This is a genomic window from Ralstonia sp. A12, assembly GCF_000801955.1.
GTDB lineage: Bacteria > Pseudomonadota > Gammaproteobacteria > Burkholderiales > Burkholderiaceae > Ralstonia.
Genome location: NZ_JSZO01000030.1, coordinates 43,043 through 64,102 on the forward strand (window position 1 = coordinate 43,043; position 21,060 = coordinate 64,102).

General features: G+C 63.3%; 15 protein-coding genes. 11 read left to right on the forward strand and 4 right to left on the reverse strand.

Going from position 1 to position 21,060, the window contains the following annotated elements; genetic code table 11:
• Positions 1–14 precede the first annotated feature (14 nt).
• The 8 genes from PI87_RS23790 to PI87_RS23825 all read left to right on the forward strand — a co-directional run bounded on the left by PI87_RS23790 (position 15) and on the right by PI87_RS23825 (position 11,442).
• Complete coding sequence (locus PI87_RS23790; protein ID WP_039600214.1) at positions 15–251, forward strand: acyl carrier protein; 237 nt, start codon at positions 15–17, stop codon at positions 249–251.
• A gap of 9 nt (positions 252–260) precedes the next feature.
• Positions 261–1,739 (forward strand): D-alanine--poly(phosphoribitol) ligase, encoded by a 1,479-nt coding sequence (locus tag PI87_RS23795; RefSeq protein WP_052321713.1) that lies wholly within the window; start codon positions 261–263, stop codon positions 1,737–1,739.
• The gene (locus PI87_RS23800) at positions 1,732–2,664 is read left to right on the forward strand and encodes a hypothetical protein (RefSeq protein WP_198139616.1); all 933 of its coding nucleotides are present in this window, start codon (positions 1,732–1,734) and stop codon (positions 2,662–2,664) included. Before PI87_RS23795 ends, PI87_RS23800 begins: the two co-directional genes overlap by 8 nt.
• 380 nt (positions 2,665–3,044) lie before the next feature.
• On the forward strand, positions 3,045–5,327 hold the full coding sequence (locus PI87_RS23805; protein WP_039600196.1) for a type VI secretion system Vgr family protein: 2,283 nt from the start codon (positions 3,045–3,047) through the stop codon (positions 5,325–5,327).
• A gap of 4 nt (positions 5,328–5,331) precedes the next feature.
• Entirely contained in the window at positions 5,332–5,754 is a 423-nt protein-coding gene (locus tag PI87_RS23810) for a DcrB-related protein (RefSeq protein WP_039600197.1), read from the forward strand.
• A gap of 13 nt (positions 5,755–5,767) precedes the next feature.
• Positions 5,768–10,210, forward strand: a complete 4,443-nt coding sequence (locus PI87_RS23815) for a DUF6531 domain-containing protein (protein ID WP_052321714.1) — start codon at positions 5,768–5,770, stop codon at positions 10,208–10,210.
• Positions 10,211–10,222: 12 nt separating this feature from the next.
• Positions 10,223–11,020, forward strand: coding sequence for a hypothetical protein (locus PI87_RS23820; RefSeq protein ID WP_039600198.1), 798 nt, complete (start codon positions 10,223–10,225; stop codon positions 11,018–11,020).
• Positions 11,017–11,442, forward strand: a complete 426-nt coding sequence (locus PI87_RS23825) for a tetratricopeptide repeat protein (RefSeq protein ID WP_198139617.1) — start codon at positions 11,017–11,019, stop codon at positions 11,440–11,442. Before PI87_RS23820 ends, PI87_RS23825 begins: the two co-directional genes overlap by 4 nt.
• 72 nt (positions 11,443–11,514) lie before the next feature.
• Here the strand turns inward: PI87_RS23825 and PI87_RS23830 are convergent, their stop codons facing one another.
• The 4 genes from PI87_RS23830 to PI87_RS23845 all read right to left on the reverse strand — a co-directional run bounded on the left by PI87_RS23830 (position 11,515) and on the right by PI87_RS23845 (position 18,839).
• A complete protein-coding gene (locus PI87_RS23830) occupies positions 11,515–13,041 on the reverse strand; it encodes an efflux transporter outer membrane subunit (RefSeq protein ID WP_052321715.1) in 1,527 nt (508 codons plus the stop codon).
• A 13-nt stretch (positions 13,042–13,054) separates the two neighbouring features.
• Positions 13,055–16,261, reverse strand: a complete 3,207-nt coding sequence (locus PI87_RS23835) for an efflux RND transporter permease subunit (RefSeq protein ID WP_039600200.1) — start codon at positions 16,259–16,261, stop codon at positions 13,055–13,057.
• Positions 16,262–16,300: 39 nt separating this feature from the next.
• On the reverse strand, positions 16,301–17,620 hold the full coding sequence (locus PI87_RS23840) for an efflux RND transporter periplasmic adaptor subunit (RefSeq protein ID WP_039600201.1): 1,320 nt from the start codon (positions 17,618–17,620) through the stop codon (positions 16,301–16,303).
• 121 nt (positions 17,621–17,741) lie between these two features.
• Complete coding sequence (locus tag PI87_RS23845; RefSeq protein WP_039600202.1) at positions 17,742–18,839, reverse strand: alpha/beta hydrolase; 1,098 nt, start codon at positions 18,837–18,839, stop codon at positions 17,742–17,744.
• Between the two features lie 319 nt (positions 18,840–19,158).
• Between PI87_RS23845 and PI87_RS23850 the strand changes: the two genes are divergently transcribed.
• The 3 genes from PI87_RS23850 to PI87_RS29710 all read left to right on the forward strand — a co-directional run.
• A complete protein-coding gene (locus PI87_RS23850; RefSeq protein WP_039600203.1) occupies positions 19,159–20,103 on the forward strand; it encodes a LysR family transcriptional regulator in 945 nt (314 codons plus the stop codon).
• A 97-nt stretch (positions 20,104–20,200) separates the two neighbouring features.
• Entirely contained in the window at positions 20,201–20,677 is a 477-nt protein-coding gene (locus tag PI87_RS23855; protein WP_039600204.1) for a hypothetical protein, read from the forward strand.
• 96 nt (positions 20,678–20,773) lie between these two features.
• The coding region (locus PI87_RS29710) for a hypothetical protein (RefSeq protein WP_232314075.1) at positions 20,774–21,060 on the forward strand (287 nt) is incomplete at its 3' end.

The window sequence follows — 21,060 nt, forward strand, 5'->3', positions numbered from 1 at the left end:
TCGCAACCATGACCATGACTCAAACCGAAACCCTGCAGGCCGATGTGAAAGCGCTCGTCGAGAGCGTTGTCATGCGCACGGTCGAACCCGGCACGCCGCTCATCGAATCGGGCCTGGTCGATTCCGTCCTGGCGGTCGAGATCGTGATGGCGGTCGAAGTGCAGTTTGGCGCGCGCGTGCCACCCACGGAAATTGCCGAGCATCTGGCCTCGGTCAATGCACTGGCAGCGTATATCCAATCCACCAGATAGGAGAGGGCCATGCGGTTCGATCTTCATACGGGTACCTTTGTCGATACCGGGCTGCGGCCCGACCACGATGCGGTGATCGGCGCCGATCGCACGCTCACCTGGCAAGCGCTGGCGGTAGAAGCGGCTGCCTGGTGTGAGCAGGCACGCGCCGCGGGCTTTGCTGCTGACGTGCCGGTCATCATCCGCGGGCACAAGGAGGCGGCGTTCTTCGTGGCCATTGCCGGTGCGCTGATGCTGGGCGCGCCCTTCGTGCCGCTCGACACGATCTACCCCGACGAGCGCATGGACCGCATTGCGCGCACATTGAGCGCGCACGCCTACTACGACGCGCGCACCGCAACCTTCGAGCCCCTGCCGCATGGCAGCAGTCCGCAACCGTTGCAAGAAAAAGGGCTGGCCTACGTGCTGTTCACCTCGGGCACCACGGGCGAGCCCAAAGGCGTACAGATTGGCCGCGAGAGCGTGCACACCCTGGTCGACTGGATGGCGCACGACTTTGGGTTGGGCACGGCGCCGGTGTTCCTGAATCAGGCGCCGTTCAGCTTCGACTTGTCGATGTACGAGGTAATGGCCACGCTCGCGCTGGGCGGCGGCGTGGTGCTGGCCTCCCGCGAGGCCATTACCCAGGGCGATGCTTTCCTGAAGATGCTGGCCGCGCACGGCGTGACGACGTGGGTTTCGACCCCGTCATTTGCCCAGCAGCAATTGCTGCAACCGGATTTCTCGGGAAAGGGGTTGCCCACGCTCGACACCTTCCTGTTCTGCGGCGAGGTGCTCCCCGTGACGCTGGCACGTCACTTGCGACAGCGTTTTCCGAACGCGCGCATCATCAACACCTACGGCCCCACCGAGGCCACGGTTGCCACCACGTGGATCGTGGTGGACGATGCCATGCTTGCCGGTACAGACAAGCTGCCCATCGGCTACCCCAAGCGCGGCAGCGAAGTCTTCGTGCAAGACGGTGAACTGTGCATTGCCGGCCCGCATGTGATGCGGGGCTATCTGAACCGCGAAGACCTCAATGCCACGCGCATGTTCTCGCACAACGGCACGCGCGGATTTCGCACCGGCGACCTGGGCGCGGTGGACGAGCATGGCCGCCTGTTCTGCCATGGCCGGATGGACGACCAGGTCAAGGTGGGCGGCTACCGTATCGAGCTGTTGGAGATCGACGCCGCGCTGGGCAAGCTGCCCGGCGTGCAGAGTGCCGCAGCGGTGCCATTGCGGCGGCCCGATGGGTCGGTGGCGCGCATTGTCGGTTTTGTGCAGCCCGCGTCAGGCGATGCGCAGTCGCCGTTCTTGCCGCAAGACTGGAAGGCATCGCTGGGTGAGGCGCTGCCGCCGTATATGATCCCGTCGGAGTTGATTCCGCGGCAAACGTTGCCGGTGTCGGTCAACTTCAAGATCGATCGCGCCAAGCTGGCGCAGGATTACCGTGACATGCAACTCAACCCGATCCGCCAAACCGAGGGCAAGCACAATGCCTGAACGCCGTCCTTCCTGGCGATGTGCCGCGCTGGTCGTGGCCCTGGCGCTGTCCGGTACGTTGACGGGCGGGGCGGTTGCGCAGGAGTTTGCCGGTGAGCCGCTGGCAGAGGGCGTCGTCTGGCAACCAGATGCCCTGCACAAGAATCCGAAGGGGACGTGGGACAGGCTCGGTGTCAGCAACCTGCTGGTGCAATGGACAGCCGTGGACGACGCGACCTTCGTGTCGGGCGCCCGGCCGTCGGCGGTGGCGCATGCCCCGGACTGGTCGCGCATTGCTGCCGAGCCCTGGGCGCGCAACGTCATCGTCGGGTTGGCCGGTGCATTTGATGAAACCTGGGCGCGCGCCCACGTTGAAGAGCTTGCCGAGCGCTCACGGCACCTGGTGTCGGTGCGCCCCCCCGTCAACGTTGAGGGCTGGTACTTCCCGGTCGAAGTCGATCCCACGTGGAAGGACATGGCACGGCTCAAGCGCGCGCTGGACCGGTTGCCGCGGCCGCTGTGGATCAGCGTGTACGACCACAGTGAACTTGGCGCCAAGGGCTTCGCCGATTGGGTTGCACGCTGGCTGCCCGCCGACGTGGGCGTGTTCTGGCAGGACGGTTGCGGCGCATTCAAGCGCGATCCGGCTACAGCGCGGGCCTATGCTGATGCGCTGGCCGGGCGCTTTGGCACCGAGCGCGTACGCGTGATTGCGGAGGCGTTTCGTCCCAAGCGCCGCGGCGGATTCCGCCCCGCCACTGCTTTTGAGCTGGCGCCGCAACTGGCGCGCTACCAGGGCTTCAAGGTTTATCTGTTCGACGGGCCGCACTACGTGTCGCCAACGCTCGTGGATGGACTGCTCAAGCACCCGCTGCGGAATACGCCGGGATTGGCGCTGGAGGCGCCGCAGCCTCCCGCAAAGATCGGGAGCGGGCAGGATTCGTAGGCACGCAGAGCCGAGCGGCCATTCAGGCGCGGATGGCGTTTGCGAATCTCGATCAGACCCATGGCGCGGCGCTTTGAAGACGCCGCGTTTTTTATCAAACGTTCATGTTGGGGCGATGCGGAAGCGCTCAAGTGCTTTCGTAGCGACGTCGCGCGTTGTGATTAAAACGCGTTAAGCCAGAATTCAAAAAGTTTCAGGCTCCAAGTAACGGAACGCTCATCTGCCAAACGCATGCATCCACTAGCATGCGATCCATCGCCAATCGACAACGTATCGATTGGATGCGCCGGGGGGATTCCGGCCGAAGACAACGGGTGTTTCTGTTGACTGCGTAGTTGGCCCGGCCGGTGCAAATCGCATAGGACGATGGGAGCGGGCCCATGAGTTTCACAACAACCGGAAACGGCAATGCGCCGTCCGGAAATTCTTTTCTGTCGACACTGTCCGGCAGCGGGTTGCAGGCGGGTACCAGCCTGCTGACGGATGCCGCGGGCATGCTTGGCAACGTGCCGGGCGCAGGCCTGATCGGCGGTGCCGCGCGTGCGGCGCAACTCGCGCAGACGGGCATGTCGTTGCTCGGGCGCACGCCTGCGTCCATTGCCGATGCCATCAACGGCATGTCGGGTGCCAAGGCGCGGCTGACGCAGGACAGCCGTTTCGTGCGCATGGAGTCGCCGCTCGGGCACGACGTGCTGCTGGTCAACGCGCTGGTGGTGGACGAATACGTCAATCGCCTGCCGGAGATCCATCTCGATCTGCTCTCGCACCAGAGCGATATCGAGATCGACAAGATCGTCGGGCAGCAGGTGTCGGTGTCGCTGGAGCCGAAGTCGGCCGGGGGCCTGTTCGGCCAGTTGGCGGGCGGGCCGGAGATCGGCCAGCGCTACTTCCAGGGCTACGTTGCGTCGTTCGGGCGGGTGGGGCACCCGGGCGCTGTCACGCGCTACGAGATGACGGTGGTGCCGTGGTTCTGGTTCCTCACGCGCTCGACGGATTGCCGCATCTTCCAGAACAAGACCGCTGAAGAGATCCTCTCGGAGATCTTTGTCGAACTTGGCTTTCATGACTTCGAATTCCATCTGAAGTCGGAACAGACGCGGCTTGAGTACATCGTCATGTACCGCGAGTCCTACTACAACTTTTGCGCCCGCCTGATGGAGCAGGAGGGCATGCTCTGGACGCACCGTTACGAGAAAGACAAACACGTCCTCGTGATTGGCGACACCAACGATACGTTCAAGCCGATCGAGCCGGTCGATTCAATTCCGTACTACGGCGCGAGCGCCGCCAGCGAGCGCAACGGCATCGACCGTTGGGACGAGGCGTTCAACTTTCGCGTGGGCAAGATCACGTATCGGGATTTCAACTACGACACGCCATCGTCGCCGTTGATGCACGTGGAGGTGCCGACCACGCTGAAGAACCCCAACATCGGCGGCACCGAGCGCTACGAATACCATTCGCTCTACGACCACGGTGACGACGGCCGCCGCTATGCACGCCAGGCGATGGAGGCAGAAGAAGCGCTGGCGCACCGCTTCAAGGGCACAGGGTTCGTGCAGGCGATGACTACGGGCGGACGCTTTCGGCTGACCAATCACCCGGTATCCGCCTATGACGACAAGCCCTTCGTGCTCCTGCATGTGCGGCACCACGCGGTGAATGACTACACGCGCCAGGGCACCGAGCTGCCGTATCGCAACAGCTTTACCTGCCTGCCGGTGGAGGTGCCGTTCCGACCCGAGCGCCGCACGCCCAAGCCCTACATGTACGGCACGCAGGCAGCAGTGGTGGTGGGCCCCAAGGGCGAAGAAATCCATACCGACGGCAGCCGCGTCAAACTGCATTTCTACTGGGACAGGCGTGGCAAGCAGGATGGTTCCGACTCGATCTGGGTGCGCGTTTCGCAGCCGTGGGCAGGGGCGGGCTGGGGCGGCGCGGCCATCCCGCGTATTGGGCAAGAGGTGATTGTTGCCTTCAACGAGGGCGACCCGGACAACCCCGTGATCGTTGGGCGCGTCTTCAACGGCGAGGCCGCCAACCCCTACCACGGCGACAGCGGCCAGACCATGGGCATCCGCAGTCAGACGCACAAGGGCGGTGGCTCGAATGAGCTGCGCTTCTCTGACGTGAACGGCGCGCAGGAAGTCTTCATGCACGCACAGAAGGACATGAACACCGTCGTGCAGGATGCGCAGAGCACGCACGTGATCAAGGGCGACCGGACGATCCTGGTGTCGACGGGGGACCATGCAACGGAGGTGTCCACCGGCAACATGAGTGAAGCCGTCAAGGGCAACCACACCACACTGGTGACACAGGGTGACCACAAGACGCAGGTCGATACCGGCAACATGGAAACGACCGTCGGCAAGGGCGACAAGAAGCTCACCGTTGCCAAGGGCAACTACGAGACGACGGTGTCTGTGGGGGACCAGGCCCACACCGTGACCCAAGGCAATACGACGCAGAAGTCACCCGCAGGCGTGCACACGATCGAAGCCAAGGAGCTGTGGATCAAGGTGGGCGGCGCGGGTGGCACGTCGATCCACATGACGGCCGATGCGATTGAACTGCACAAGGGCTCGTCCACCATCCGGCTCGACGCAGCCGAGATCAAGATCCAGGCCTCCAACACCCATATCAACCCAGATAACGGCTGACACCATGTATCAGATGCAGGAAGGTTCCCTGTCGCTCCCGCCCGACTGGATCGACAAGTCGATGAACGTGTTCGTCTCTGCCGCAACCGGCACCGAGGGTGTGAGTTTTGTCGTGACGCGTGAACGTTTGCCGTGGGGCATGCAGTTTGCCGAGTACGCCACCAGCGAGCTGCAGAAGCTCGCCAAGCAGGTGCCGGACTACGAGGCCGTGGCCAGCAACGAGACCACGGTGTCCGGCCGCGCGGCGTATGCGCACGAATACAAGTGGTCGAACAACGGCCGGCCGCTACAGCAACTGCTCACGATGGTGGAAAACGGCAAGCAGGTGCTGATGCTCACCTTCACCGCGCCCGGCGTGCTGAGCCCGAGCCAGAAGGCGCTGGTAGAAGGCGTCGTGCAGAGCCTGCGCTTGAACGCGCCGGCCTGAGCGCAGCGCTGTCATGGCCGATCAAGATCCGAGCACGCCAACGTCACCCACCGGCCCGAGCGGTACCGCCGAGGAGCGCATCGCCGCGATCCAGCACCTGGAAGACGGTGAGGCGAAGAAGCAGTCGCAGATGAAGTGGGTGGACGGTGCCAACTACGGCATGTTGGGCGCCGACGTTGGCTACGGTGCCTACGCGGCCGGCACGGCTGCCACGGCGGCAGGTGCAACGGGTGCCGCCGCCGCCGGTGCCGCTGCGCTGGCCGCTGTGCCCGCTGTCGTTGCGCTGGGCGGTGCGTGGATACTCGGCAAGATCGGCGTGACCGGCGCCATGGCCGAAGGCGCTGAATGGCTTGGCGACAAGCTCGGCCTGACCATCGGCCGGGGCGATCCGCACCCCGCCTGCGTGGGCGATGACATTGCGCACTCGTCGGGCTTCTGGGGCATGGTGGCGGGGCTTGCCATTGGTGTGGCCATCGGCGCGATGGTTGCTGCCACTGTGGCCACCGGTGGTCTGGCGGGCGCGGTGCTGGTGGGGGCTTGCATGGCGGGCGGCCTGAGCATCGGCAGCGCGTTGGCATCGGCCAGCCAGAGCATGGGCACCAACTGCGGCAAGATCGCGTCGGGCTCGGGCAATGTCACGTTCGAGGGCAAAGCTGCCGCGCGTGTGACCGACATCATTGCCTGCGACAAACACCCCGGCCCAGAGCCCCTGGTAGAAGGCAGCTTGACCATCACGGTCAATCAACTGCCGATCGTGCGCATCGGCCATTCGAGCCATTGCAGCGGCAAGGTGAACTCCGGCCGCAAGAGCATCCTGATCGACAAGACCACCGGGCAGTTCGGCCCCAAGAATCCGGAGCTGACGGCGGGTGAGGAATTTGTCGCCGGGCTGGTGGGCGGGCTGCTTGGCGCCAAGCTGGGCGGCATGATTGGAGGCAAGGCGCCGGGCGAGCCGAACAAATCGGCGGAGCGTGATGGCGTCAAGGAGGAGACCGCGACCAAGTGCAACGATCCCATCGACGTTGCAACAGGGGAGATGGTGGAGATGCGTACAGACCTCTCCATTCCCGGCGTATTGCCGCTTGCGCTTGCGCGCCGCTATCGCACTCGCTCTGATGATGACGCCTTGCTGGGGCCGAAATGGTCGGTCAGTTGGTCACGGTGCCTGCGCCTGGATGAAGACCGACTCGTACGCTTCTTTGATGGAGGCGGCCTCACCATCACCTTCGAAGCGCCGGATGCCGAGCTCAATGGCATCAACCTGCGCGAGCCCCGGTATCGGCTGGAGGGTACGCGAGCCGCACCGCGCATCCTTGATGACGAGACACGGCAGATCATGGTGTTCGCGCCGCTGGTGGATGGTGGCGTCTCCCGCATCGAGCGCATCGAAGACTGGAACGGCAACGCCATCGCCTTTGACTACGACGCGCACGGCCGCCTGGTCATGCTGCGGCATACGATCGGCTACGCGCTGATGTTGGACTATCGCGGCGCTGCGCGCACCGTGTCCAGCATCACGCTGCATGAGGTTTCTGGCGAGACGCGCCGTTTGGTCGACTACACCTATGACAACGGAATGCTTACGGGGGTATCGAGCTTCCAGCACGGCCAGTTTCACTACACCTACGACGCGCATGGCTGGATGACGAGCTGGCGCGACGCCGATCAGACCGAGGTGCGCTACCGCTACGACAATGCCGGCCAGGTTGTTGAGACCGGAACGCAGCAGGGCTATCACACCGGACGCTTCGTCTACGAGGCGGGCCTGACGCGCATGTTTGATGCGGATGGCGAATGGGTCTACGAGCACAACGCTGAAGGCCTGGTCACACGCGAAGTGGACCCGCTCGGACATGTCACGCAACGGGAGTGGCAGCTTGGACGTATGACGGCGCAGGTTGACGCGCTGGGGCGGCGCACTGAGTTCATCCACGATGCGCTGGGCAAGCTCACTGCCGTTCGTACGCCAACGGGTGCGACGACACAATTCAAGTACGACACCCACCGACGGCTGGCCACCATTGTTGAGCCGGGCGGCGCTCGTTTGGTGCTCGAGTACGACCAACAGCATCGGCTGATTTCCCGCACCGATCCTGACGGAACGCTCAAGCGCTATCGCTACGGTGAGTACGGCGAGCTTCTCCGCGTGGTGGAAGGCGAGCACGAGACACGACTCCACTACGACGCCCAGCGCCTGCCGATGGAGATGCGCCTGCCGACGGGGGCGAAGCTCGGGACGCGGTTTGATGTGCTCGGCCGGCTGCTGGAGCAGACCGATGCTGAAGGCAACACAACACGCTACGACCACACCGCCGGGGAGCGCAATCCTCGTGGCGGCATCACGCGCATTACGCTCGCAGACAACGCCGCCTACGACATTGCCTACAACCGTGAGGGATTGCCGGTCGAGCAGAAGGATCCACTGGGTCGGGTGACGCGCTACGACTACGGGCCATTCGACCTGTTGTTCGCCATCACCGATGCCATGGGTCGCACCACCCGCTTCGAGTACGACCATGCAACGCGGCCGACCAGAGTCATCAACGCGCTGGGCGAGACATGGGAGTACCGCTATGACGCCGCAGGTCGACTGATTGCCGAGAGCGACTGGGGCGGGCGCACCACCCGCTATGCACGTGATGCGGTCGGCCGACTGCTGACAAAGACACTCCCGGATGGGAGTACCTGGCGATACCGGTACGACGCGGAAAATCGCCTGGTGGCATTGAACGCCGGCGACGTGAGGCTGATCTATCGTTACGATCGCGGGGGGCGCCTGAGCGTTGCAGCCGTACGATCCGATACGACACACATCACACGGTTTCGCTACGACACCCATGGCCGCGTCATCGAGGAGGATCAGGCCGGACAGTTGCTGGCACATGTGTACGACGCAGGGGGCCTGCGCAGTGAGCGCAAGACGCCGCACCGTGCCACGCACTACGAGTACGACGCGCTGGGTGCGCTGACGCGCGTGGGCGCGCTCAACATCCAACGTGATGCGCACGGGCGAGAGGTGGGGCGGCAGGTTGGAGATTTCGTCTCGCAACGGCAGTACGACCCCGTTGGCAGAATCCTGCGCCAGACCGCTGGCCCGCGCTCAGCATTCGAGGCAATGCCGAGTGACCCGCTTCACGCACTCGAGCAGCTTGTCCGCCAGGGCTACCGCTACGATGCGGCGGGCCAACTCACGCATGCCGACACAGAAGGTGGCAGCCTGGCCTATTCGTATGATTTGCGCGGGCAGGTTACGGCCTTGACCAGCGTCTGCCAGGGTGCGGAACACTATGCGTACGACGCAGCCCAGAACATCGCTGCCCATGGCAGGCAAGGCCCAGTGGATAGACATCACTACCTCCCAGGGGGGCTGCAGCAACGCGTGGGGCACGCGTCCTATCGCTATGACGCGCGGGGCAGGGCGATCGAGAAAACTGTTGAGCGCCCGGGCTTCAGGCCCAAGACATGGCGCTACACGTGGGATGGATTGAACCGGCTGGTGAAGGTACAGACACCCGAGAGCCGCGTTTGGGTGTATCGCTATGACGCATTCAACCGTCGTGTCGAGAAGATCGATACCGGCAGCGGCGAGGCGATCCAATTCCTTTGGGACGGATACACCCTTGCCGAGCGCTGGACACACAGGCGCGACGGCACGACAGGGCAGGTCGTCACGTGGCACATCACGCCGGAATCCGTGCCACTCGCGCAGGAAACAGATGCGGGCATGTATCCGATCACAACGGATCAGGTTGGATTGCCGAAAGCGATTTTCGATGCATCAGGCCGAACGGTTTGGCGGGCAGCGTACACGCTGTGGGGCAGCTTGCTTCCCGCAAGGCAGGCGGCCAATGATGCGGGAATCGATTCCACGCTGCGCTTCCCCGGCCAATGGGGCGATGAAGAGAGTGGCCTGAGCTACAACCTGCATCGCTACTATGATCCGGACGCCGGACAGTATCTCAGCCCCGATCCCTTGGGCCTGGAAGGCGGCTTACGCACGCATGGATATGTTGAAACGCCCAATGCCTGGGTTGATCCGTTCGGACTGGCTAAATGTCCGGTGCGCGAGGTCAACGGTACGAAGATCCATGGCACCGGGCAGAAGGATGGGACCCCTGGCCACGATCAGCTATCGGAGTTGATTGCCAACAAGCTGGCGATGAGTGGCAAGTTCACGGATGTCTATTTGAACCGCTCCTACAACTTTGCCAATGGCAAGGGGGTGTCGATCAGACGCCCTGATATTATGGCCGTCGACGTGAACGGCAAGGTTCACGCGATCGAGCTGGCTTCCAAGACGGACATGGGCGCCAAGCTGCCATCGCTGACGACGCGCAATCAGGCTGCCATGAATAACCTGCCGCCAGCCAAACAGGGTGAAATCATCGTGCTCGACCATCCGTACGATGCCCCGACCATCAAGAGCGCGTTGGACCAACTGATTTCGATCATCTAGGTGAACTGAACTATGGCCGCAGGTTTGGCGATCTACGACACGGGCAGCATCAGCCCGATCGAGGCATGCAGAATTGGTGAAGCATTTTTCGATGCCATTGGTGAGCGGGTTGCAAACGCTGCCTACTACCGATACGTCACCGTCAACGGGGAACAGGATGTCGAGCTGAAGGAGGTTCCTCTGCCGGAGTTGAGAGCCGGCTTGTCCTCCGGAGAGATGAAGGCCTTCAGACTGTACGCAGAAAAGCCGGGTGCCCAGCCATGGCTCGCGTCGTTCGGCTATATGACCGACGAGTTCGGCGGCTTTCATCACATGGATGCGCAGTGTACGGCCGACCTTGATGATGTCTACACGAAGCTTGTGCAGTACTTGAACGACGAGGTACCGCAGATCGCCTGTTCGTACGGAATGCTGTATCAGGCCAAGAAGGTTGCGGATGCCTTCTACTACGCCGAGGGCGAAAACCTGGCGCGCCTGTTCGATTTTGAAGACCCGACCGTGTTCAAGCGCGATGCACCTGGTCGGTTCAAGGGGCCGGCACGTTATCGAAAAGACATCCTGAGGATGGTCTATCCGTGCAATGTCCTGAATGACTCACACTTGGATATCCAGATCCAGGGCACCTCGCTCAAGGCGTGGATCGCAAACGCGCCGGATCGTGGGGCGCTGACAAGTGCCGGAGCCGGACTGTGGTTGTGGCAAGTCGAGGGGAGCAACATCGATAGCGTGAACCGCAGTTGCGGAGAGGCCGGCATTCTGCTGGCCTGGAAGCCACCCGCGCCTCAGAAAGCACGCAGAGCCTTGCCATGATGGAACTCCCAGACGCCACCTACGCGCAAATCGCAGCGTTGTGTAACGAGGGTGATCGTCTGGTGGAGCAGGGCGATCTTGCTGCCGGCAAGCAGCACTACATCGCCGCACTGCGCCTGCTGCCCGACAACCCACTCGACTGGGAAGCCGCCACGTGGATCTACGTCGCCATTGGCGATGTCCACTTCCGCACGAGCAACTTCGACAAGGCGTTCAAGTGCTTCTACAACGCCGTGCTGTGTCCGAAGGGGTTGGGTAACCCATACATCCACCTCCGTCTCGGCCAGCTCTATTACGAGCAGGGCAACTTCGACAAGGCGGCAGATGAACTGACCCGCGCCTATATGGGCGGTGGGTTGGACATCTTTCTGGAAGACGACTCGAAGTACCTGGAATTTCTGGAAACGAAGATCAAGCTCTGAGACGTTCAGAAAAAAAAAGCGCGGCCGAAGCCGCGCAGAATCTCGCTTTCCAGAGAGAGAGGAAACGAATCCTTACTGTTGTGCCACCGTCGCTTGAGCCGGCGGCAAGTCCCCCCAGCCACCGCCCAGCGCCTTGATCAGCCCCACTGTCGCATTCACGCGGCTGCCGGCAAGTTGGACGCCGATGCGCTCAGCAGACAGCATGTTGCGCTCCGCATCAATCACATCCAGATAGTTGACTGACCCTGCGTTGTATCGCGTGCGCGAGAGCTGCGCGGCACGCGTGGAAGCGCGCACGGCATCGCCCTGCGCCTTGGATTGATCCGCCAGCAAGCGCAGGTCCGACAGGTTGTCCTCCACCTCACGGAAGGCGACAAGCACGCTTTCGCGGTAGTTGGCGACGTTCTCTTCGTACGCTGCACGTGCCTGCTTCACGCCGGCACTGCGGGCGCCACCGTCAAAGATCGGCAGCGACAACGCGGTACCTACCAGCGGCCCGAGAATCCACGTACGGCTGCCCCATTTGAGCAGGTCGCCAATGTCGTGCGACTCATAGCCGAAACCGCCCGTGAGCTGCAACTGCGGGAAGAACGCCGCGCGCGCCACGCCGATACGTGCGTTGGCTGCAGCCATCGAGCGCTCCGCAGCGGCCACGTCGGGGCGGCGCTCCAGCAGGGCCGAGGGCAGGCCTGCTGGCACGCGCACATCAGCGGCTTGCAGCGGGTCGGCGCCCATCGTGAAATCGGCAGGTGCCTTGCCCAGCAGGGTTGCCAGCGCGTGTTCCAGAACCGCGCGACGGCGTTGCACGCCAATGCGGTCGGAACGTGCGGTCGCCAGTTCAGCATCGGCGCGGGCGACGTCCAGTTCACCAATGTCACCGGTGTTGAAGCGGCGTTGCACGAGCTTGAGCGCCTCTTCGCGGCCGATCAGGGTGCGGGCGAGCAATGCCTCTTCCGCATCGAGTGTGCGCAGGCTGAAGTACGTCTGCGCCACATCGGCTTGCAGCGAGAGGCGGGCGGCGCGGTACAGCGCTTCGACACGCTCGGCATCAGCACCGGCGGCGTCGATGTTGTTGCGCACACGGCCGAATAGGTCGACCTCATACGCCACCGTGGCCTGTGCACGCCAATACGTCTGCGGCTGTACAGGCGCGCCTACCGGCAAGCCCGCCGATGCGGCCGAAGCTCGCTGGCGCGTCGGGCCGAAGCCCGCATCCAGTTCCGGGAACAGCGATGCACGGTTGGCTTGCACGAAGGCGCGCGCCTGGTTCACACGCGCGGCTGCGGCGGCCAGCGTTGGGCTGGCTTCCCCGGCCTGTGCTTCGAGCTTGTCGAGTGTCGGATCGTTGAAGATCTTCCACCACGCGCCGTCAGCGGGCAGGGAAGGCTCAGCGGTCTTCCATTTGCCTTGTTCACCGGCAGCCAGAGGTGCGTCTGCAGGTTGCGTAGCCTCCTTGAAGGCGTTGGGCGTGCCGACATCCGGCTTCTCGTAGGTTGGCGCCAGCGAGCAGGCCGCGAGGAACAGCGCGGCAGCCAGCGCCAGCGGAGTCCAGCGGCCCGGCCGCGCGGCCGAACCCATGTGTTGTTTAAACGCGTTCATAGCGATGTCTTGATTAGTGTTGAGCCGACGGCACAGGCAGTGCGCCATCCAGGTCCAGATCACGATCGGGTGCATCTTCCGCGCGCTGGCCGAGGCGGGTGGCCAGCGTACGCAGCAGCACGTAGAACACCGGCGTGAGGAACAGGCCGAACAGCGTCACACCCAGCATCCCCGCGAACACGGCCACGCCCATGGCATGACGCATTTCCGCGCCGGCACCGGTCGACACCACCAGGGGCACCACGCCCATGATGAAAGCGATCGACGTCATCAGGATCGGGCGCAGACGCAGGCGGCAGGCCTCGATGGCGGCTTCCACGATGGAGCGTCCTTGCAGCTCAAGCTCCCGCGCAAACTCCACGATCAGGATGGCGTTCTTACACGCCAGCCCCACCAGCACCACCAAGCCGATCTGCGTGAAGATGTTGTTGTCTCCATGCGAGAGGTACACGCCCAGCATGGCGGCAAACAGGCTCATCGGCACGATCAGGATCACGGCCAGCGGCAGCGTCAAGCTTTCGTACTGCGCAGCCAGCACCAGGAACACCAGCAGCACGCAGATCGGGAAGATCCACACCGCCGAGTTACCAGCCAGGATCTGTTGATACGTCAGATCCGTCCACTCGAAGCGCACGCCTTTGGGCAGCGTTTCATGCGCAATGCGTTCCACAGCCGCCTGTGCCTGGCCTGACGAGAAGCCCGGCGCCGGACCACCGTTGATGTCAGCAGCGGTGTAGCCGTTGTAGCGCACCACCATGTCGGGGCCGAAGCCTTGCGACACACGCAGCAGCGACGACAGCGGCACCATGTCACCCGCCTGGTTACGCGTCTTCAACTGCAGGATGTCTTCTGCATGGGCGCGGAACGGTGCGTCTGCCTGCACCTTCACCTGATACGTGCGGCCGAAGCGGTTGAAGTCGTTCACGTACAGCGAGCCCAGGTACACCTGCATGGTGTCGAACACATCCGTGACCGGCACGCCAAGCTGCTTGGCCTTCACGCGGTCCAGGTCGGCATTCAACTGCGGCACGTTGATCTGGTAGCTCGAGAACGACGGGCCCAGCTCTGGCGTCTGGCGTGCCTTGGCCATGAAAGCTTGTGTGGCGGCAAAGAGCTGTTCGTAGCCGACCGAACCCCGGTCTTCCAGTTGCAGCTTGAAGCCACCCACCGTGCCGAGACCCTGCACCGGCGGCGGCGGGAACACTGCAATGAACGCATCCTTGATGGCGCCGTATTGCTTGTTCAACTGGCCTGCGATCGCACCGCCCGACAGGTCGGCGCTCTTGCGCTGGTCAAACGGCTTGAGCGTGACGAACACAATGCCGGCGCTCGGGCTGTTGGTGAAGCCGTTGATCGACAGGCCCGGGAAGGCCACGGCGCTTTCCACGCCGGGGTGTTTCAGGGCGATGTCCGACATGCGGCGGATCACGTCTTCCGTGCGGTCCAGCGAGGCGCCATCCGGCAGTTGCGCGAAGCTCACCAGGTACTGCTTGTCCTGCATCGGCACGAAGCCGCCCGGCACGCGGTTGAACAGCAGCGCAGTCAGGCCGATCAGTGCGAGGTAGATGCCGAGCATCACAGCCTTGCGTCCGATCACGCGTGACGTGCTGCGGCCATACGATTCCGATGCGGCACCAAACGCGCGGTTGAACGGGCGGAAGATCCAGCCCAGGCTCTTGTCCATCGCACGCGCCAGCCAATCCTTCGGCGCGTCATGGCTCTTGAGCAGCAGGGCGGCGAGCGCCGGCGACAGCGTGAGCGAGTTGAACGCCGAGATCACGGTCGAGATCGAGATCGTCAGCGCGAACTGCTTGTAGAACTGACCGGTCAGGCCCGTCATGAAGGCCAGCGGCACGAACACGGCAATCAGCGTCAGGGCAATGGCGATGATCGGGCCGCTCACCTCGCGCATGGCCTTGTACGTGGCCTCGCGTGGCGATAACCCCTCGGCGATGTTCCGCTCGACGTTTTCCACCACCACGATGGCATCGTCCACCACAATCCCGATCGCCAACACCAAGCCAAACAGCGACAGCGCGTTGATCGAGAAGCCGAACATCAGCATCAGACCGAACGTACCGATGATGGACACCGGCACCGCCAGCAGCGGAATGATCGACGCACGCCACGTCTGCAGGAACAGGATCACCACGAGCACCACAAGCGCCACCGCTTCCAGCAGCGTGTGCGTGACGGCTTCGATACTCGATCGGACGAACTGCGTCGGGTCATAAACGATGCGGTAGTCGACGCCTTCGGGAAAGTCCTGCTTCAGCTCCTCCATCGTCTTGCGCACGTCATCCGAAATCTGCAGCGCGTTGGAACCTGGCGCCTGGAAGATTGGAATGGCCACCGCCTGCTTGTTGTCCAGCAGCGAGCGCAGACCGTACTCCGATGCGGCCAGCTCGATACGGGCCACGTCACGCAGATACGTCACTGCACCGTTGGGCGAGCTCTTGAGGATGATGTCGCCGAATTCCTGCTCGGTCTTCAGGCGGCCTTGCGCGTTGACGGACAGTTGCAGGTCCGTGCCCGGCACCGACGGCGAACCGCCGATCACACCAGCGGCCACCTGCACGTTCTGGTCACGGATGGCACGCACGACTTCATTGGCGGTCAGGCCACGCTCGGCCACCTTGTTCGGGTCGAGCCACACGCGCATCGAGTAGTCACCCGAGCCGAACAACTGCACCTGGCCCACGCCACCGATACGCGCAAGGCGATCCTTGACGTTGAGCACTGCGTAGTTGCGCAGGTACGTCATGTCGTAGCGGTCGTTGGGTGACAGCAAGTGCACCACCATCGTCAGGTCGGGGCTGCTCTTGATGGTCGTCACGCCCAGGCGTTGCACCACGTCGGGCAGGCGCGGCAGCGCTTGCGAGACGCGGTTTTGCACGAGCTGCTGTGCCTTATCCGGGTCGGTGCCCAGCTTGAAGGTGACCGTCGTGGTCATGTTGCCGTCGCTGTTGGCTTGCGACTGCATGTACAGCATGTTCTCGACGCCGTTGATCTGTTCTTCGAGCGGCGAGGCGACGGTCTCGGCAATCACCTTAGGGTTGGCGCCCGGAAACTGTGCGCGCACCACCACCGAAGGCGGAACGACCTCGGGGTACTCCGAGATCGGCAATCGCCAGATCGAGATGATCCCGATCAGCAGGATCAGCGTGGAGAGCACGCCCGCAAAGATCGGGCGGTCCACGAAAAATTTAGAGAAGTTCATGGCGTGTCAGCAATGAGGTTCAAACGCAGCGCGTTACGTTCAGGCGCGATCGGCCGGAAGACGTTGTGCGTTGGCTGCGGTCTTGGCGCTCGCAGGCTTGGTTTCAGCCTTAGCGGCAGGCGCAGTGGTGGTGTCGGCTTTGGCTTCAGCAGGGGCGGTGGGCGCCTCTGCTGGGGTTTCCGGTCGGGCACCCGGCAGCACCACGCGCTTGGTGACCAGGCTATCCATGGTCACGGCGTTGGGTGCTACGGCGTCGCCCGGGCGTACGCGCTGGATGCCGTTGACGACGATGCGGTCACCCGCCTTCAGGCCCGACTTCACCACGCGCAGGCCGTCGATGGATGCCCCCACCGTGACCGCGCGGTAGCTGGTCTTGTTGGCGGCATCCACCACCAGGACGAACTTCTTGTCCTGGTCCGTACCGATGGCCTTGTCGCTGATGAGGATGGCGTCGTGTGGTGCGCCGGTGCTCATTCGCACGCGGGCATAGAGGCCCGGCGTGAGGCGGCCGTCGGCGTTGTCCAGCGTGGCGCGCACGCGGATCGTGCCCGAGCGCACATCCAGCCGGTTGTCGACGGACTGAATGGCGCCTTCGCGCGTGTAGCCGTCTTCATTGGCCAGGCCGATGTAGACCGGCGTCTTGGTGCCCTGGGCGGCCTTGGCCGAGTAGCGCAGGTAGCTCTGCTCGTCGGCATCGAACGCCACGTACATCGGCGACACCGACACCAGCGTCGTCAGCACCGGCGCAGCACCGCCGGTGGCGACCACGTTGCCCACGGTGATTTCCGCGCGGGACACACGACCTGAAACCGGCGCCACGATGTGCGTGTATTCCAGGTTCAGCTTTGCGGCATCCAGTGCAGCGGCAGCGCCCAACTGGTTGGCTTGCGCTTCGCGTGCGGCGTTTTCCTTCTCTTCGAACTCGCGGCGGGCGATGGCGTTGTCGGCCACCAGCTTTTGCGCACGGTCCAGTTCCGACGTGGTGTAGGCCACGCGCGATTTGGCGGCGGTCAGTGCGGCCTGCGTGCGGGCGACTTCAGCGGCGTAGGGGCGTGGGTCGATGGTGAACAGCGGGTCGCCCTTCTTGACGATGCTGCCGTCCTTGAAGTGGACCGCCGTGACGGTACCGCTCACCAGCGGGCGGACTTCGACGCGCTCCACGGCTTCAATGCGGCCGGAAAACTCGTCCCACTCCGCCACGTTGCGTGCGACGACGGGGGCCACATCCACCGGCGTGGCGGCAGGTGCGGCTGGCTGTTGTGAGGCGCCGGCACTGGAAACAAGACCGTAGGTGCCTACGGCGGCAGCGCCAAGCACTGCTGCGACCGAAATGGCGATGGTGCGTTTGGACAGGCTCATGATGTCTCTCGATTTCGTTGGGTAAGCAAAGAGAAGTGACTCTGAAAGGCTCGGGAAGGCAATTCGGCCGCAGCGTAGAAACACGCGCGCGGCCTCGCACTCCGTTTGTTGTTGTATGGGTTCAGCCAGGCGTTTCGCCGGTTGGGTCAGGGGGCGTGTGGTCCTTGCGGTCCGCACGTGCACGGCGCTTCGGTCGTGCTTTCGGTGCTGCAGCCTGGCGCGTCATGCCAAGGTGCCAGCGCAGGAAACACGTCATCTCGTCTTGCGCGACTGCACTCAGGGCAATCGAGTCATGGCACGCCTCGTTCACGCGCACCACCTGCGTGACCACGCCCGCTTCAATGAGCGCGGTGGCGTAGCGCTCGGCTTCGGTACGCAGCAGGTCTTGCGGGGCGGTCAGCAGTAAGGCGGGCGGCAAGCCTTGCAGCCGGCGCGACTCCACCGGCGCGGCATACGGGTGCACGCGCTCGGTTGGGCGAGGCAGGTATTGGCGATAGCAATCGGCGCAAACTTCGGCCGAGTTGTCTGCGTTGGCCAGGTGGTCGGGGCGCACGCGGGCCATAGTCGGGTCGAGCATGGGCGCGATCAGCACCTGCGCACGCAGGTTGGGGCCGCCGCGGTCACGCGCGATCATCGTCAACGCGGCCGACAGGTTGCCGCCCGCATCGTGACCGGCCACGGCCATGCGGCGCCGGTCGATGCCCCAGGCGGTCGCATGCTCGGCCATGCAGCACAGCGCGGCGTACACATCTTCTGGCGCAGCAGGGAAGGGCGCCGCCGGTGCCAGCGAGTAGCCGACCGTCACCACCACGGCGGGCAGTGTTGCCGCCAGATGGCGCGCAGGCGCGTCCGCATCGTCAATCGTGCCGTTCACGAAACCGCCGCCATGCAGATACAGCACCGCTGGCTGGCGCAGCGGCGCAGCCTCGTCAGCGTGCATTTCAGGGTGGAATACGCGCAGGCGGATGCGGTTGGCGTAGCCCTGGGTCCAATAGTCTTCGGCCCGCACCTCACGCGGCAGGGCATCCGCTTCAACCGGTTTTCCGGCGCAGAGTATTTGCTCAGGCAACGCAGATGTTGCGCTGCGCAAATGGTGATTCGGCGCAACGTTTGTGGCGCCTTTGGCGGAGTACGATCGCTCCGCGCGAACATCGGCCGAAGCCGATGAGGTGGCGAGCGAGCGATCCGAAACAACCAGACGCGGTGGAGAAGAACCCATGATGTCAGGCGGGGCTTACCTTTGCGGATAACCCGGATGTCGATGGGCTGAATGATGGTGATTAGACGATCGCGGATAAATGCCTATAATCGGACATCACTATTAGTCACAGCCGAACAATCAAAATTGTCGTTTGTGCTACAAAGTGTCATTGCTCGAGGCCGGTCTTGTTGCACTGCGAAAATCTCTTGAATCCGCAGATGCCGTTTCCTGATCGCGCCAAGCGGGTGCACCCCTCAGATCCCACGCTCGTTGCGCATTGCCGTTTGGATTCCGGCAGTGCGCGCCGTCCGTGGGGTCCGACCCTCAGGAGCCGCAGATGGATCGATTGCAGGCCATGCAGGTTTTCACGCGCGTTGTGGAAGCCAGCAGTTTCACCAAGGCTGCCGACAGCCTTCAGTTACCTCGTGCCACGGTGACGAACCTGGTGCAAAGCCTTGAGGCGCACCTGGGCGTGCGCCTGCTGCACCGGACCACGCGCCGTGTGAATGTCACTGCTGACGGTGCGGCCTATTACGAGCGCTGCGTACGGCTGCTTGGTGATTTGGAAGAGACCGAAGCCGCGTTCTCGCAAAGCGCATCGGGCGCGCGCGGCACGTTACGCATCGACGTGCCCGGCTCGATTGGCAAACGGTTGCTGGTGCCGCGTATCCGTGATTTTCACGACGCGTACCCCGATCTTCAGCTTGAGATTGGCATGAGCGATCGCACCGTCGACCTCGTGCAGGAAGGCGTGGATTGCGCCGTGCGCGTGGGCGAGCTGCAGGATTCCAGCCTGGTGGCGCGCCGCATCGGTCAGCTGTCGATGGTGAACTGTGCATCTCCGGAGTACCTGGCGCGGCACGGCACGCCCACGACGCTGGAGGATCTGCAGGATCACACGGCGGTGAACTACTTCTCGCCGCGCAACGGCCGCCGCATGGATTGGGATTTCGTGATCGACGGCCAGAAGCAGATCCATAAGGTGCGCGGCATGGTGTCGGTCAACGATGCGGAATCCGCCGTGGCATGCGGGTTGCACGGCTTGGGCCTGATGCAGACGGCACGCTTCCTGGTGTACGAGCACCTGATGTCGGGTGCGCTGGTGGAGGTGCTGCCGGACTACATCTCGGAGTCGGTGCCGGTGTCGGTCATTTATCCGCATAACCGTCATCTGTCGCCCAAGGTGCGCGTGTTTGTGGACTGGGTGGCGACGCTGTTTGCTGACCATCCGTGCCTGCAGCTCAAGGAAAATCCGCGCTTGCAGATTGTTAGCGCCGCCTGAACAGTCTTTTTCCGGAAGTCGCATTTATCAGTCGGGAGCAACGATCTATTCTGGGTTCCAAGCGCAACAACGAGCGCAACCGAACAAGGAAACGATCATGAACTCCCGTCTCTCCTCCCTCTTCTCCCGCCGCGCTGCACTGGCCCTGGTGGCTACGCTGTCGGCTTCCGCAACCCTGCTGTCGGCCCAACCGGCTGCTGCTGCGGAGCAACCCAACTTCAACGCACCGGCCGCCACGCAGGCTGGCCGCTTCGACCCATACACCCAAGGCGCAGATCGTCAGGCAGACACCTACGGCTATCTGTCCCGCGCCGGTGACCGCTTCGACCCGTACAGCCAGGGCGCTGACCGCCAGGCAGACACCTACGGTTATCTGTCCCGCGCGGGTGATCGCTTCGACCCGTATAGCCAGGGCGCTGACCGCCAGGCCGATACGTACGGCTACGTGGCATGGAAGAACGATCGCTTTGACCCATACAGCCAAGGTGCCGATCGTCAAGCAGACACCTACGGTTACGTGGCCTGGAATGGTGACGCGAGTTACCCGAACGGTGGTGCTACCTCGCGCGCATAAATCGCTTCTCTGATTTCTCCTCCCTTGTTGTGGCGTGACTGAACAGGTCACGCTTTTTTTTGGGGGGGGCGGGGCGGATAGCCTGAGCGCGCAGGCATGGGCGCCGAGCCTAGAGACTCAAATGCGGAGCAAAAAGCCCGGAGTGTCGAGTTCAAAGAGCCAGATGCGAGTGAAAAAGCTCGGAGCGCCGAGCTCAAAGACTCAAGCGCCGAGCAAAAAGCTCGGAGTGTCGAGCTCAAAGAGCCAGATGCCGAGCAAAAAAGCTCGGAGTGCGGAGCTAAAAGACTCCAGTGCCGAGCAAGAAAGCTCGGAGCATCGAGTTCAAAGACTCAAACGCCGAGAAAAAAGCTCGGAGCATCGAGTTCAAAGACTCAAACGCCGAG

Excerpts from the sequence above, each read along its gene's own strand:
- PI87_RS23790 (WP_039600214.1), top strand. The coding sequence starts at position 15 with ATGACTCAAACCGAAACCCTGCAGGCCGATGTGAAAGCGCTCGTCGAG.
- PI87_RS23795 (WP_052321713.1), top strand. The coding sequence starts at position 261 with ATGCGGTTCGATCTTCATACGGGTACCTTTGTCGATACCGGGCTGCGG.
- PI87_RS23800 (WP_198139616.1), top strand. The coding sequence starts at position 1,732 with ATGCCTGAACGCCGTCCTTCCTGGCGATGTGCCGCGCTGGTCGTGGCC.
- PI87_RS23805 (WP_039600196.1), top strand. The coding sequence starts at position 3,045 with ATGAGTTTCACAACAACCGGAAACGGCAATGCGCCGTCCGGAAATTCT.
- PI87_RS23810 (WP_039600197.1), top strand. The coding sequence starts at position 5,332 with ATGTATCAGATGCAGGAAGGTTCCCTGTCGCTCCCGCCCGACTGGATC.
- PI87_RS23815 (WP_052321714.1), top strand. The coding sequence starts at position 5,768 with ATGGCCGATCAAGATCCGAGCACGCCAACGTCACCCACCGGCCCGAGC.
- PI87_RS23820 (WP_039600198.1), top strand. The coding sequence starts at position 10,223 with ATGGCCGCAGGTTTGGCGATCTACGACACGGGCAGCATCAGCCCGATC.
- PI87_RS23825 (WP_198139617.1), top strand. The coding sequence starts at position 11,017 with ATGATGGAACTCCCAGACGCCACCTACGCGCAAATCGCAGCGTTGTGT.
- PI87_RS23830 (WP_052321715.1), bottom strand. The coding sequence starts at position 13,041 with ATGAACGCGTTTAAACAACACATGGGTTCGGCCGCGCGGCCGGGCCGC.
- PI87_RS23835 (WP_039600200.1), bottom strand. The coding sequence starts at position 16,261 with ATGAACTTCTCTAAATTTTTCGTGGACCGCCCGATCTTTGCGGGCGTG.
- PI87_RS23840 (WP_039600201.1), bottom strand. The coding sequence starts at position 17,620 with ATGAGCCTGTCCAAACGCACCATCGCCATTTCGGTCGCAGCAGTGCTT.
- PI87_RS23845 (WP_039600202.1), bottom strand. The coding sequence starts at position 18,839 with ATGGGTTCTTCTCCACCGCGTCTGGTTGTTTCGGATCGCTCGCTCGCC.
- PI87_RS23850 (WP_039600203.1), top strand. The coding sequence starts at position 19,159 with ATGGATCGATTGCAGGCCATGCAGGTTTTCACGCGCGTTGTGGAAGCC.
- PI87_RS23855 (WP_039600204.1), top strand. The coding sequence starts at position 20,201 with ATGAACTCCCGTCTCTCCTCCCTCTTCTCCCGCCGCGCTGCACTGGCC.